A 13,858-nucleotide genomic window follows, 5' to 3' on the forward strand; every position below is an offset into this window, starting at 1 on the left:
TATTACTGCGCTCGCACTGCAGGCCGCACGGCCATTCCCTGGGAGGGGACGATGCAGGCGTCGGCATACCACCACCCGTGAGAGAGAGAATCGCGATGTCCACCTTGCACACCCTGCGCCTGCATGCCCTGGCCTGCGCGGTCGTTTCCTGCCTGTGCGCGCCCGCCGCGCTGGCCCAGGACACCGCCGCCGCGCCCGCTACTCCGCCGGCTACCGACAGTGCTGCGGTCAATCTGGATTCGGTGTTCGTCACCGGCACCTCCACCGCCACCACCAAGTTGAAGTCCAGCGTGTCGGTCAGCACCGTCGGTGCCGAGGCGATCGAGCAGTCGGCGCCGCGCAGCACTGCGGAAATCTTCCGCAACATCCCCGGCATCCGTTCCGAATCCAGCGGCGGCGAAGGCAACGCCAATATCGCCGTGCGCGGTCTGCCAGTGGCCTCCGGTGGCGCCAAGTTTCTGCAGCTGCAGGAAGACGGCTTGCCGGTGATGGAGTTCGGCGATATCGCTTTCGGCAACGCCGATATCTTCCTGCGCTCGGATTTCACGATGGATCGCATCGAAGCGATCCGCGGCGGTTCGGCTTCGACGTTTACCAGCAACGCGCCCGGCGGCATCATCAATTTCATCAGCAAGACCGGCGACACCGAAGGCGGCAGCGTCGGCGTCAGCCGCGGCCTGGACTACGACAACACCCGCATCGACTTCAACTACGGCGCCCCGTTTGCCGAGCACTGGCAGTTCAACATCGGCGGCTTCTTCCGCCAGGGCGATGGCGTGCGCGATGCCGGCTACACCACCGACAAGGGCGGCCAACTCAAGGCCAACCTGACCCGCCTGTTCGAGAACGGCTACGTGCGTGTGTACGGCAAATACCTCAACGACCGCGCCGCCGGCTATCTGCCGGTGCCCACCTCCGTGCGTGGCCGCGACGGCTCGCCTGACCTGGGCGGCTTCCCCGGCTTCGATCCCGGCAACGACACCTTGTACAGCCGCAATTTCCGCACCGATGTCGGCCTGGACGGCAACAACCAGCCGCGCCGCACCGACCTGGGCGATGGCATGCACCCGATCTCGCGCACCATCGGTGCCGAAGCCTGGTTCGACCTGGGCAACGGCTGGAACCTGAGCGATAAATTCCGTATCGCCGACAACAGCGGCCGCTTCGTCAGCCCGTTCCCGGCCGAAGTCACCGATGCCGCCTCGCTGGCATCGTCCATCGGCGGCGCCGGTGCGCAACTGGTGGAAGCCGGTGGCCCCAATGCCGGCCAGGCCTACACCGGCAACGCCATCCGCACCCATCTGTTCAACGTGGCCATCAACGATCTGGGCAACGTCACCAACGACCTCAGCCTCTCGCGCGAGTTCGATGGCGACGGCCGCACGCTGAATCTGCGCATGGGCTACTACACCTCACGCCAGACCATCGACATGGACTGGACCTGGAACTCCTACGTGCAAAGCCTGGGCCGCGACTCGCGCCTGCTCAACGTCGTGGACGCGGCAGGCGTGTCGCGCTCGCAGAACGGCCTGTACGCCTATGGCACGCCGTTCTGGGGCGACTGCTGCATCACCCGCAGCTACGACGTGCGTTACGACGTCAACGCGCCTTACGTGGCGCTCACCTTCGACAGCGGCAAGTTCAGCATCGACGGCAGCCTGCGCTACGACATGGGCGATGCGCGCGGCAGCTATAGCGGCACCGCGATTGCGCAGAACCTGGACGTCAACGGCGATGGCGTGATCCAGCCGGTGGAACAGCGCGTGGCCACCGTGGACACCGCCAACGCACGCCCGGTGGACTACGACTGGAACTACCTGTCGTACTCGCTGGGCACCAATTACCTGATCAACGACGACCTGGGTGCGTTTGCACGCATCAGCCGCGGTGCACGCGCCAACGCAGATCGCCTGTTGTTCGGCGTGGTGCGCGACGACGGCTCGGTGTCGTCCGATGAAGGCGTCAACGTGGTGCGTCAGGCCGAGGCCGGCCTGAAGTGGCGTCGCGACGGGCTGAGCCTGTTCGCCACGGCATTCTCCGCACGTACCCAGGAGCAGAACTTCGAAGTCACCAGCCAGCGCTTCTTCAACCGCAGCTACGAAGCGCACGGCGTGGAACTGGAAGCGAGCTACCGCTACGAGGGCTTCACCGTCAACGGCGGCCTGACCTGGACCGATGCGGAGATCTCCCGCGACCAGATCACCCCGGAAAACACCGGCAACGTGCCGCGTCGCCAGGCCGATGTCGTCTGGCAGCTCACCCCGAGCTACCGCGGCGACGGCTACCAGTTCGGCGTCAACTTGATCGGCACCACCGATGCCTACACGCAGGATTCCAATCAGTTGAAGATGCCCGGCTACACGCAGGTGAACCTGTTCGGCGACTACCGCGTGACCGATGCGCTCACCGTCGCGCTCAACGTCAACAACCTGTTCAACACCTTTGGCCTGACCGAAGCCGAAGAAGCCACGATTCCGGCCAACGGCATCATCCGCGCGCGCTCGATTGCCGGCCGCACCACCAGCATCAGCCTGCGTTACGACTTCTAAGGACCCCGCGCCGGGTCCAGGCCCGGCGGCTTCCAATGAGCACCTCCCCCATTGATCCCATCGCATTACGTGCGGCCTTTGCCGCGCCGCTGGATGCACAGCGCGCCGACCCGTTGCTGGCGCGTTTTGACGAACATGCACCGCGCCTGCTGCATGCGCTGCAGTCGCTGTATGGGCAACGTCCCGATTGCGCGACCTGGTTGACGCAATGGCTGGCCGCGCTCGGCAGCAGCGCGCAGCAGCGTCCGCAGGCATTGCAACAGCTCGATGCCACCCGCACCCCCGGCTGGTTCGGCGCACAGCACATGCTGGGCTACAGCGCCTATGTGGACCGCTTTGCCGGCACCTTGCAGGGCGTGGCCGAGCGCGTGCCGTATCTGCAGGAACTCGGCGTGCGCTACCTGCATCTGCTGCCGTTCCTGCGCGCACGCGCCGGCGACAACGATGGCGGGTTTGCGGTCAGCGACTACGGCCAGGTGGAGCCGAGCCTGGGCAGCAACGACGACCTGGTCGCCCTCACGACGCGGCTGCGCGCATCGGGCATCAGCCTGTGTGCGGACTTCGTGCTCAACCACACCGCCGACGATCATGCCTGGGCACAGGCCGCGCGCGGCGGTGATGCACGCTATCTCGATTACTACCATCACTTCGCCGACCGCAGCTTGCCCGATCAGTACGAAACAACGCTGTCGCAGGTGTTTCCGCAGACCGCGCCCGGCAACTTCACCTGGGTGGACGACACCGCGCAATGGATGTGGACCACGTTCTATCCCTACCAATGGGATTTGAACTGGAGCAACCCGGCCGTGTTCGGCGAGATGGCGCTGGCGATGCTGCAGCTGGCCAACCTGGGAGTGGAAGCCTTTCGCCTGGATTCCACCGCCTACCTGTGGAAACGTACCGGCACCGACTGCATGAACCAGCCCGAGGCGCATACCTTGCTGGTGGCGCTGCGTGCGGTTGCCGACATCGTCGCGCCATCGGTGGCGATGAAGGCCGAAGCCATCGTGCCGATGAGCCAGCTCCCGCCCTACTTCGGCAGCGGCGTGGATCAAGGACACGAATGCCACCTGGCTTACCACAGCACGTTGATGGCAGCCGGTTGGTCGGCATTGGCACTGCAACGTGGCGATATCCTGCATGACGTCATCGCACACAGCCCACCGTTGCCGGCCAATTGCGCGTGGCTGAGCTATGTGCGCTGCCACGACGATATCGGCTGGAATGTGTTGCAGCACGAAGCCGCAGGCAATGCGACGCAACCAGCGTTCTCGCTGCGCGATGTCGCGCGCTTCTATGCCAACGAAGTCTCGGGCAGCTACGCGCGCGGCGAGAGCTTCCAGAGCAGCGGCGATGGCGTGCACGGCACCAACGGGATGGCGGCCGCACTCGCCGGCATCCAGGCGGCGCACGATGCGGACGATGCAGCGGCATTGGCAAAGGCAATCGACAGACTGGTGTTGCTGTACGCGGTTGCGCTGGCGATGCCGGGCGTGCCGCTCATCTACATGGGCGACGAACTCGCATTGCCCAACGACATCAGCTATCGCATGGATGCGGAGAGACAGCACGAAGGCCGCTGGTTGCATCGCCCGGCGATGGACTGGCAACGCGCCGCGCAGCGCCAAGACAGCAGCAGCGTGAGCGGGCGGGTCTATCAGCGTTTGCAAGCATTGATCCAGCAGCGCGCTGCGCTACCGGCACTGGCTGCAGATCGCGCGTTAGGCAGTGTGGCGTTGGATAACCCGCAGCTATTTGCGCTGACGCGCGGCGACAGCTTTATTGCCGTCCACAACTTCAGCGATCAACTGCTCGACGTGGTGCTTGCAGGCAAGCTGAGTGGCCAGTGGCGGGTAGTGACCGGGCAGCGCAATGCGGTGGCAGAACCGCCAGGGGATGATCTGCACCTTACGCTGCCTGGATACGCGGTGCGCTGGTTGGAACGTATCGATTGAGCCAGGCTGTGCGGGTGTTGGGTCGATGCATCTCAACCGCACCTTCACCCCTCTCCCAGCGGGAGAGGGGCCTGCTTTGCTGCATCAGCCACGCCGTCCACACCTGACGACTGCTCGCTAAGTTCTTTCGTTGCTGTACTCAGCCCTTCAACAGCGTCAGCAAGGTCTCTGCAGTCTTTTCCGACGAGGCCGGGTTCTGGCCGGTCACCAGGGTGCCGTCGGTAATCACGTGCACTGCCCAATCGGCCTTCTTTTCGTACTTTCCACCGAGCTCGGTCAGCACGTCTTCCACCAGGAACGGCACGATCTTGGTCAGACCGACGGCCTCTTCTTCGCCATTGGTGAAACCGGTCACGCGGCGACCACTGACCAGTGGCTTGCCATCGCTGCCTTTGACGTGACGCAGCGCGCCGGGCGCATGGCAGACCAGGCCGTGCGGCTTATCGGCTGCGGCAAAGGCTTCGATCAGCGCGATCGACTGCTTGTCTTCGGCCAGATCCCACAACGGGCCATGACCGCCCGGATAGAGCAGCGCATCGAAATCCGCGGCCTTGACGTCGGCAAGACGATGCGTGGTGGCCAGCACCTTCTGTGCGTCGCTATCCTGCTTGAAGCGCTTGGTCGCCTCGGTCTGCGCGTCGGGCTCGTCGCTCTTCGGGTCCAGCGGCGGCTGGCCGCCCTTGGGCGAGACCACGGTGATGTCGGCGCCGGCATCCTTGAAGACGTAGTACGGCGCGGCGAATTCTTCCAGCCAGAAGCCGGTCTTATTGCCGGTATCGCCCAATTGGTCGTGGGACGTGAGCACCATCAAGATTTTCATCGCATTGCCTCGTGTTGTGGCCCGGATCGGGCGAGGCGTGCAGTGTGAGGTCCGGTTCGTTGCAGCGTCGTGTAGAACCCGCAGCCACAGGTGCGCAGGTTCACTGACGCGATCACCATGTGATCACGAACGCGCCTTTCATCGAACGCTGTGTGTCACCTCAGATATTCATTGCCGGCGGCTGCAACTGGTCCATGCGGATGCGATTGGCGAATAACGAGAATGCCAGCATGCCGGCCAGCCCGCTGACCCGGCTCACCCACGGCGGCAGCCAGCGCGGCGCGATCAGCACCCCACTGTCGAACAACGGGGCGAAACGGGCCACATCGCCCAGCGCCATCTTGCCGGCGAACAGATAACGGCATAGCTGCAGCTGGTCGCGCTGCAGGGCATGCCGAAAGAACGTATGCACCGCGACCAGACCACGCAGGTACACGGTGTCTTTGGTGAACGCACCGCCGCCGGCAGTGGGCACCCCGCGGAACACGCGTTGCGCCGACGAAAAACTTTCGCTGGCGCTCTGCCCGCTACCGGTGAAATAGCGGAACACGTCGATAAAGTCCGCGCCCGACCGCGCCATCGCAATCGCTTCGATGCGCAGGCTGATGCGTTTCATGCGCTCGATATCGATACTGCCGGTGATCTGTTCGGCAAAGGTTGCCAGGCCTTCCTGGGTGGCGGTGGTGCGTGGCGAGGAGATGCCCAGGCTGGGCAGATGCACCTGCGCGCGCCCGTTGAGCGCGGTGAGCGAATGCACCAGCGCCTCGTGGTGGAACAGCTGCGCGCGATCGTAATCGCTGAAGGTGGCACCGGTGCGCAAACGAATCCGGTGCGCGCCCGCCGCCGCCTTGGCGAGCAGATCTGGGTCCAGGGTGACGGTGATGACGCGCCCTTCGAAAAACCCATCCAGATCGTTCTGCAGCTGCATGCGCAATGCGGTGGCGGAGACCGGCACCTGCTCTTCCGGCGCCAGCAACTCACGGTCGAGTTCCTGCGCAATCTGGATAAAATGCCGCGCCGCCTCGCGCGTGCTCGGGCCATTGCCCGGCATCGGGTCGTCGGGCACGCCAAACAACTGCGCCGAGTAGTCGCTGACCGCGCTGGTGCCCAGCGATTCCAGCAGGCCGGCCGCCAGGCTCCAGCTATGCGTCGAATCGATCAGATACGCGCCGAGCGGATGATGGGGGTCGGCGGCCTTTGCAATCGCGGCCAGTTCGCGCCGGGTGTCGCCAAAATCCAGCACCGGGTAGTCCACCTGCGGCAGCTCCGGCTGCCCGCGCGCCACGCTCTGCAGAAACGGCTCCTGCAGCGAGCGCGGCCAGCTCGCCAGGGCGAGCAGGCGCACCCCGCGCACGGCCTTGACCAGACGCGCATCCAGCGCCGCGTGATGGACGATGTCCGGCGGCCCCTTGCGCGATGGCATCAGCGCCGTCCGGGACGATCGACGCTGGCCGGACGCTTGCCCGAGCCCTTGCCGCGAGTGTTCTGCGCAACACGGGTGGCGAGTTTTTCGGCCGCACTCGCCACCTCCACGCGCAGCTTCATGTAGTTGGCCACGCGCTCCGGGTCCAGCGTATCGGCCTCGATCGCCGCGCGCACCGCGCATCCCGGCTCGGCGATATGCGCGCAATCGTTGAAGCGACACTGCGCTGCCAGCGCCTCCACATCGGAGAAACCGCCTTCGGCCAGATCCTCCTCCCCGGTGGGCTTGAGCTCGCGCATGCCGGGCGTATCGATCAGGCACGCACCGGTGGGCAACGGAATCAACGCACGATGCGTGGTGGTATGCCGGCCGCGCGAATCGTTCTCGCGCACCGCATTAGTCTTCATTTTCTCGGTACCCAGCAAGGTGTTGGTCAAGGTGGACTTGCCCGCACCAGACGAGCCCACCAGTACCGCCGTGCGCCCATCGCCCAGCCACGGGCGCAGTGCGGCCACGCTCTCCGGGTCCTTGGCATTGACCGCGCGCAGCGGGATGTTCTGCGCCTCCAGTTCCTCCAGCACCGCCAACGCATCCTCGGCGTACTCGGTCTGGTCGGCCTTGGTCAGCACCACCACCGGCTGCGCCCCGCCACCGCCGACCAGCAACAGGTAGCGCTCGATGCGGCGCGGATTGAAGTCCGCATCCAGCCCGCACACGATGAACACCGTATCGATGTTGGCCGCGATCACCTGCTGGTGGTAATGCTCGCCGGCCGCCCCACGCTTGATCGAGGTGCGCCGCGGCAGCAGCGCCACGATGCGCTTGCCCTCCATCAACACCCAATCGCCCACCGCCGCTCGCTCATGGCTGGGAAAGCGCGGCCGCTGCCACTCCGGCAACGACTCGGCCTTGAGGCTGGCCTCCGGCGTATCGGCCACCACATAGCCGGTGCGGTGCTGCTCCACCACCCGCGCCGGCAACGCCTGCGGATGCGCGGCAAACACCGCCTGCCAGGCCGCCTCTTCCGGCGGCCCGGGCCAGGGCCAGCCGATGGATTGGAGGGTGGGGTAGTTGGGGGATGTGTCGCTCATCAGGAGATTCTAGCTGGCTGGACGCAGTGGCTTGTGCAATCGGCAGACCGTCAAGCGTCAAGCACCCCTTGACATCGTTGCCGATGCAAGCATGTCCGCCTGCCCTATTTCCGCTACCATGCCAAGCCTCACGCCTACAACCGGCCCGTCGTATGTCCACTGCCCCGCAAAAGCCGCTCGCCATTCGCGAGCGTCTGTCCGAAGTCCGCTACGAAATCCGGGGCGAGCTGGCGCGGCGAGCGCGGGAGTTGGAGGCGCAGGGCCGCAAGCTGATCAAGCTCAATATCGGTAACCCGGGAGCGTTCGGGTTCCGCGCGCCGGAGCATCTGCAGCGCGCGATCGCCGACGACATGGGCCGCACCGATCCCTATACCCATCAGCAAGGCCTGCCCGAAGCGCGCGAGGCGATCGCCACCGCGTATTCGCGTCGCCAGCACCCCGATGCCCATCCAGACCGCATTTTTGTCGGCAACGGGGTCAGTGAGCTGATCGACCTATCGTTGCGCGCCCTGCTCAACCCCGGCGACGAAGTGCTGGTGCCCTCGCCCGACTACCCGCTGTGGTCGGCGGCCACCATCCTCAACGATGGCCGCCCGGTGTATTACCGCTGCGCGCCGGAGAACGGCTTCCAGCCGGACCCGGTGGAGATCGAGACGCTGGTGTCCTCGCGCACCCGCGCCATCGTGCTGATCAATCCGAACAACCCCAGCGGCGCCAGCTATTCGCGCGAGTTGCTGGAACGCATCGTGGCGATTGCGACCAAGCACAACCTGCTGTTGATGGTCGACGAGATCTACGACCAGGTGCTCTACGACGGCGCGGCCTTCATGCCGGTGGCGCCGTTGGCCGGTGCGCACCCGTGCATCACGTTCAGTGGACTGAGCAAGGTGCATCGCGCCTGTGGCTGGCGGGTGGGCTGGGCGCTGCTGTCCGGCGAGCAATCGCGCATCAACGACCTGCGCAACGCGATGGACCTGCTCGGCGCCTTGCGCCTGTGCGCCAACGTGCCGGGCCAGTACGCCATCGATGCGGCGGTCAATGGGCCGGACACCATTTCCGCGTTGTGCGCGCCCGGTGGCCGTCTGTATGAAACCCGGCGTGCGGTGATCGAGGCCTGTGTGGCCAGCGAGCATCTGCAGCTGGTGGCACCTGCCGGGGCGCTGTACGCATTTCCGGCGGTGGTCGGCGCGGCCGCGCGCAATTTCGACGATCACGCGTTCGCACTCGATCTGATGAACGAAGAAGGGGTGTTGGTTGTGCCCGGCTCCAGCTTCAACGTGCCGTACCGCCATCACTTCCGCGTGACCCTGATGCCGGAGGCAACGGTCATGCGCGATGTGTTCGCGCGCATCGACCGCGCACTGGCACGTCGCGCCGAAGCGGTGACCAAAGTGGTGCCACTCAAGTCGCGCAGCGTCGCTTGATGGCGGCGTCTGCTACGCCGCAGCGCTATCTGGCGCTTGGCGACTCATACACCATCGGCGAAGGCGTTGCCTCGGAGCAGCGCTGGCCGGTGCAACTGGCAGATGGGCTGCGCGCGTACGGTTGGAACGTGGCGCCGCCGCAGATCGTCGCCACCACCGGCTGGACGACCGACGAATTGCAGGCTGGTATCGACACGGCCGCGCCGCAGGGGCCGTTCGAGCTGGTGAGCCTGCTGATCGGCGTCAACAACCAATACCGCGGGCGCTCGCTGGACGAGTACCGCACCCAGTTCGATGCGTTGTTGCAGCGCGCGATCGCGTTTGCCGGCGGTCATGCTGCGCGCGTGGTGGTGCTATCGATTCCGGATTGGGGGCTGACACCATTCGCGCGTGCGCAAGGTGGCGATGCAGCGCTGATCACTGCACAGATCGACGCCTTTAACAGCGTGGCGGCAGACCGTTGCGCAGTGCACGCCGTGCGGTTTGTCGACATCACCGCCATCAGCCGCGATGGCGGTGATGCTGTCGACATGCTGGTCGACGATGGCCTGCACCCCTCAGGTGCGATGTACGCACGTTGGACAACTGTCGCGCTGCCTGCGGCGCGCGATGCGCTGGGTGCTGTCGGGTCTGTGGACACGATTGCGTAAAAGCGGTCAACACGACGACTGCGCTCACTGGCAGGCGGACGCGGCCGGCGCTCGGGTTGCATATCGTTCGGTCCGGTCCTGAGCGCGCCGTCCACATGCACCTGCCCATTGCCCCCTACGTTTTGCTGAGCACTCTAAACCGCTGACGTCCTGCTGTGTTCCCGGGGGTCGCGTGAGGCGAGCCGTCGACCTGCTACTGCAGCGCGAGCCGAATGTCCGTGCGCTGCGCGTGCCGTGGCTTGATTCCCGCTGCGAGCTGCGCGCGCGCAGCGTGCGCGTACGACGCTCACACCTTGCGCGTTGTAAGCACATTTACCACGACAGGCGACGTTGCCCGCCGCCATGCATCGCGAAAACATCAACGGGGCCTACCGGACCGAGGCCGAGTGGCTCTAAGCTAGCCGCGCAGCACGCCTGATTGCCAAGGAACGACATTGCACAGCACCGCCACCCAACCGATGAGCCGCGCACAGGCGCTGGCGATCGCACGCGCTTTCTTGCCCAAGCATCCGCTCGGCAACCGCTACGATTACTACTACACGCAGGCCAAGCTGCGCACCGACCCCTTGTATCCCGGGGTGCTGGCCGAGCTGCGCAGCACCACCGCGCCGGTCCTGGATCTGGGCTGCGGGCTGGGCTTGCTGGCGCATGCACTGCGCGCCGATGGCCAGGCCCTGATGTATCACGGCGTGGATGTGGATGCGTCCAAGATCCGCCGCGCGCAGCACATCGCGCAACGTTCGCAGTTGGGCAATACCAAGTTCGACGTGGTCGACCTGAGCATCGCGTGGCCGCAGCACCAGGGCAGCGTCACCATTCTGGACGTGCTGCAGTATCTGCAGTCGGACATGCAGGCCAGTCTGCTGCGCAGCGTTGCGCAGATGCTCACGCCCGGCGCAAAGCTGGTGATTCGCAGCGCATTGGGCGATGCCAGCGGCCGTGGCCGCACCAGCCGCGTCACCGATGTGCTGGCGCATCTGAGCGGCTGGATGCAGCGCATGCCACGCAGCTACCCCACTCGCGACAGCCTGCAGGCGCAGCTGGATGCAGCCGGCTTGCGTGCGACCTTTGCGCCCCTGTACGGCAACACGCCGTTCAACAACTGGTTGATCGTCGCCGAGACGCGCTGAGCAATCGGCAACAGCGGGGCACCAGACGCAGTCTCTGCACGCATATGCCCGTGCCGCGATAGCGCCCAACATCAGCGCACTCCTTCAATCCGGGCGTCGCCCCACCAGGCCACGTTCCCGCATCGCCTCCAGTACGCCCCGCAGGATGGCCAGGTTGTGGCCATGCGCGGCACCTTCGTGCAGCAGCACGATAGCGCCGGGGCGCAGGTCGCGCACGATGCGCGCCACGGTGGCGCTCGGCTCGCAGCGCACGCCGTCGAAACCGCGCGCGCTCCAGGCCACGCGGGTCAGGCCATGCGCGCGCAGCGGCGAGGCGACGAAGGGGTTGGTCATGCCCACCACCGAGCGGTACAGCCGCGGGGCCTGCCCGGTGATGCTGGCCAGGGTGCGCTGCGCCAGGCCGATTTCCTGCGCCATGCGGCGCGGCCCCAGCGCCCAGAACCAGGCCTGCGGATGGGTATGGCTGTGGTTGCCGATGCCATGCCCGCGGCGCACGATCTCGCGCACCAGCTCCGGCCGCTGTTCGGCACGCGCGCCGACCACGAAGAAGGTGGCCTTGGCGTCGTAAGCATCGAGCAGTTCGAGAATGGCAGGGGTGTCGTCGGACGGGCCATCATCGATGGTCAGCCAGACCTGCGGCCCGCGACCAGGCAGCCGCGCCAGCACCGGCGCGTACAGGCGTGCGCGCGGCAGGAACACCGGCACCACGAATAACGCATGCGATACCACCAGCGCCGGCAGGCCCCAGACCCAGCCCACATGCCACCACAGCACCGCCACCGCCAGCTGCGAAAGGGCAAATAAGCCCGCCCAGCGGTAGGGGCGAGAGGGGATGCGATACAGCGTTTCCGGCGTGGTCATGCCGCATGATGCCACGCGGCGTAGAATGCCCGGTCTCCACGCTCTCACCGAAGTGCTGCCATGTCCCTCGATCCCGCCCTGCGTTCCCGTATCGATACGCTGCTGCAATCCAGCCGCGTGGTGCTCTTCATGAAAGGCCAGCCCGGCATGCCGCAGTGCGGTTTTTCGGCCAAGGCCGTCGGTGTGCTGGACGGGCTGGGCATCGACTATGCCCACGTCAACGTGCTGGCCGACCAGGAGATCCGCGAGGGCATCAAGGCCTACGGCGACTGGCCGACCATTCCGCAGCTGTACGTGGATGGCGAGCTGATCGGCGGCAGCGACATCATCCTGCAGATGGCCGACAGCGGCGAACTGAGCAGCATGCTCGGCCTGCAGGCACCGGATCGCAGCCCGCCGAAGATCACGATCACCCCGGCCGCCGTGGAGATGCTCAAGGGCGCGCTGGCCGATGCGCCAGATGCCTCGTTGACGCTGGCCATCGACGCCAACTTCCAGCCGAACTTCCAGCTGGCGCCGACCAACCCGAACGCCATCGCGGCCGAATCCAATGGCCTGCGCGTGCAGTTCGACCTGGCCAGCGCGCGCCGCGCCGATGGCATCACCATCGACTGGGTAGACGATATCCGTGGCCGCGGCCTGGCCATCGACAACCCCAACGCGCCCAAGCCGGTGCAGGAGCTGTCGGTGCGCGATGCCGACGACCACCTCAAGGCCGGCACGCTGACCCTGGTGGATGTGCGCCCGGCCGACGAACGTGCACTGGCAACGGTAAACGCACCGTTCCGTACCCTGGATGCGGACGAGCGCGCCGCCATCGAACAGTTACCCAAGGACACCCCGCTGGCGTTCCTGTGCCACCGCGGCGGGCGTAGCCTGCAAGCCGCCGAGCATTTCCGCGGGTTGGGTTTTAGTAATGTCTACAACGTCACCGGCGGCATCGACGCCTGGTCGGACGAGGTGGACAATGGCGTGGCGAAATACTGAGCGCGGCCACTGACGCCGCGTACTGCCGCACACCGAAACGGGCGTTCCATGGAGCGTCCGTTTTTTCATGGATCAACACCCACAAGGACTTCGCTCTATGCAAACCCGTCTGATCGCGCTCGCCCTGGTCGCCCTGCTGCCACTGGCAACGTATGCCGCCGAACCAACCCGCGCTGTGCTGCTGGCACAGACTTACGACAGCCAGCCGTCAGAAGATCCGCTGGAATACATTCCGGTGTGGCTGGGCAAAAGCGTTGCGAAGGACTCCACCATGCCCACGTCGCTGCTCAGCCAGCCGCTGCAGGCCTTCGATAACGGCGTCTCCACCGCCAACGTGCGGCTCGCCGCGCTGACAGTTGACGACAACAGCATGTGCGGCGGCACCTCGAAACTGCGTTTGAAGGGCAACCCCAGCTTGTCGCACTCGCCGCTGTTGTCGACGGTGGATCTGAATCCGGGCAAGCGGTTCGCCGGCCGCACCGCCACCGCTGCCGAACAGGCCGAGTTGCTGCGTCAGGCCGGTGAAACCGCGCAGCTGCGCAAGAACGTCAAGCCGGCGGCATTAGCCAACGCGCTGGCGGCCTTCGATGCGGACCGTGCGCAGGACACGGCATCGCTGCAGATCGTGACCGATGCACAGCAGCCGCAGCGGCGCGTGGCGGTGCTCACCAGCAACCACCCAACCAAGACCGGCAACCCGGAAAATCCGACCGGCGTACTCGTCGTGCTTGCGATTTTCGAACACGACGGTAGCCGCTGGCAGTTCCGTCGTGGCAGTGCGGCAAGCGGCTGTGATGATTGCGAAGATCTGCCGCTGCGTACAAATCTGCTGCAGTTCGGTGATATCGACGGCAATGGCACGCTGGATTTCGTGCTGTCGGAAAGCGGCTACGAAAGCTATGGGTTCTATCTACTGCTCGGCGAAGGCGCCGGCTGGCGTTCGGAAGGATTGCCCGGCGGCTGCTGAT

The 13,858-nt window shown here is 65.7% G+C and carries 11 protein-coding genes; 7 read left to right on the forward strand and 4 right to left on the reverse strand.

Annotated features, from left to right (window positions below):
* Positions 1 to 95 precede the first annotated feature (95 nt).
* Positions 96 to 2,549 (forward strand): TonB-dependent receptor, encoded by a 2,454-nt coding sequence (locus BJD12_RS08445; RefSeq protein WP_058563701.1) that lies wholly within the window; start codon positions 96 to 98, stop codon positions 2,547 to 2,549.
* A gap of 35 nt (positions 2,550 to 2,584) precedes the next feature.
* The gene (locus tag BJD12_RS08450; RefSeq protein WP_005993139.1) at positions 2,585 to 4,504 is read left to right on the forward strand and encodes an amylosucrase; all 1,920 of its coding nucleotides are present in this window, start codon (positions 2,585 to 2,587) and stop codon (positions 4,502 to 4,504) included.
* Positions 4,505 to 4,643: 139 nt separating this feature from the next.
* On the opposite strand, the gene BJD12_RS08455 is transcribed toward BJD12_RS08450, so the two are convergent.
* The 3 genes from BJD12_RS08455 to rsgA all read right to left on the reverse strand — a co-directional run bounded on the left by BJD12_RS08455 (position 4,644) and on the right by rsgA (position 7,838).
* Positions 4,644 to 5,324, reverse strand: coding sequence for a type 1 glutamine amidotransferase domain-containing protein (locus tag BJD12_RS08455; RefSeq protein WP_005993137.1), 681 nt, complete (start codon positions 5,322 to 5,324; stop codon positions 4,644 to 4,646).
* 160 nt (positions 5,325 to 5,484) lie between these two features.
* Positions 5,485 to 6,747, reverse strand: coding sequence for a flavohemoglobin expression-modulating QEGLA motif protein (locus BJD12_RS08460; RefSeq protein ID WP_005993135.1), 1,263 nt, complete (start codon positions 6,745 to 6,747; stop codon positions 5,485 to 5,487).
* The gene (rsgA, locus tag BJD12_RS08465; RefSeq protein ID WP_005993132.1) at positions 6,747 to 7,838 is read right to left on the reverse strand and encodes a ribosome small subunit-dependent GTPase A; all 1,092 of its coding nucleotides are present in this window, start codon (positions 7,836 to 7,838) and stop codon (positions 6,747 to 6,749) included. Before rsgA ends, BJD12_RS08460 begins: the two co-directional genes overlap by 1 nt.
* A gap of 152 nt (positions 7,839 to 7,990) precedes the next feature.
* Here rsgA and BJD12_RS08470 point away from each other — a divergent pair, with 152 nt between their 5' ends.
* The 3 genes from BJD12_RS08470 to BJD12_RS08480 all read left to right on the forward strand — a co-directional run bounded on the left by BJD12_RS08470 (position 7,991) and on the right by BJD12_RS08480 (position 11,042).
* The gene (locus BJD12_RS08470) at positions 7,991 to 9,262 is read left to right on the forward strand and encodes a pyridoxal phosphate-dependent aminotransferase (RefSeq protein WP_005993130.1); all 1,272 of its coding nucleotides are present in this window, start codon (positions 7,991 to 7,993) and stop codon (positions 9,260 to 9,262) included.
* A complete protein-coding gene (locus BJD12_RS08475) occupies positions 9,262 to 9,912 on the forward strand; it encodes an SGNH/GDSL hydrolase family protein (protein ID WP_005993128.1) in 651 nt (216 codons plus the stop codon). The genes BJD12_RS08470 and BJD12_RS08475 overlap by 1 nt, the downstream gene beginning before the upstream one ends.
* 458 nt (positions 9,913 to 10,370) lie before the next feature.
* The gene (locus BJD12_RS08480) at positions 10,371 to 11,042 is read left to right on the forward strand and encodes a methyltransferase (protein ID WP_005993126.1); all 672 of its coding nucleotides are present in this window, start codon (positions 10,371 to 10,373) and stop codon (positions 11,040 to 11,042) included.
* Between the two features lie 84 nt (positions 11,043 to 11,126).
* Here the strand turns inward: BJD12_RS08480 and BJD12_RS08485 are convergent, their stop codons facing one another.
* Positions 11,127 to 11,903 (reverse strand): polysaccharide deacetylase family protein, encoded by a 777-nt coding sequence (locus tag BJD12_RS08485; RefSeq protein ID WP_005993124.1) that lies wholly within the window; start codon positions 11,901 to 11,903, stop codon positions 11,127 to 11,129.
* Positions 11,904 to 11,963: 60 nt separating this feature from the next.
* Between BJD12_RS08485 and grxD the strand changes: the two genes are divergently transcribed.
* Together grxD and BJD12_RS08495 are read left to right on the forward strand one after the other, a co-directional pair.
* Entirely contained in the window at positions 11,964 to 12,890 is a 927-nt protein-coding gene (grxD, locus tag BJD12_RS08490) for a Grx4 family monothiol glutaredoxin (protein WP_005993122.1), read from the forward strand.
* Positions 12,891 to 12,987: 97 nt separating this feature from the next.
* Complete coding sequence (locus BJD12_RS08495) at positions 12,988 to 13,857, forward strand: hypothetical protein (protein WP_005993120.1); 870 nt, start codon at positions 12,988 to 12,990, stop codon at positions 13,855 to 13,857.
* The last annotated feature ends 1 nt before the right edge of the window (position 13,858 follow it).

Origin of the sequence: Xanthomonas vesicatoria ATCC 35937 (assembly GCF_001908725.1) — a bacterium.
GTDB classification, from domain to species: Bacteria; Pseudomonadota; Gammaproteobacteria; order Xanthomonadales; family Xanthomonadaceae; genus Xanthomonas; species Xanthomonas vesicatoria.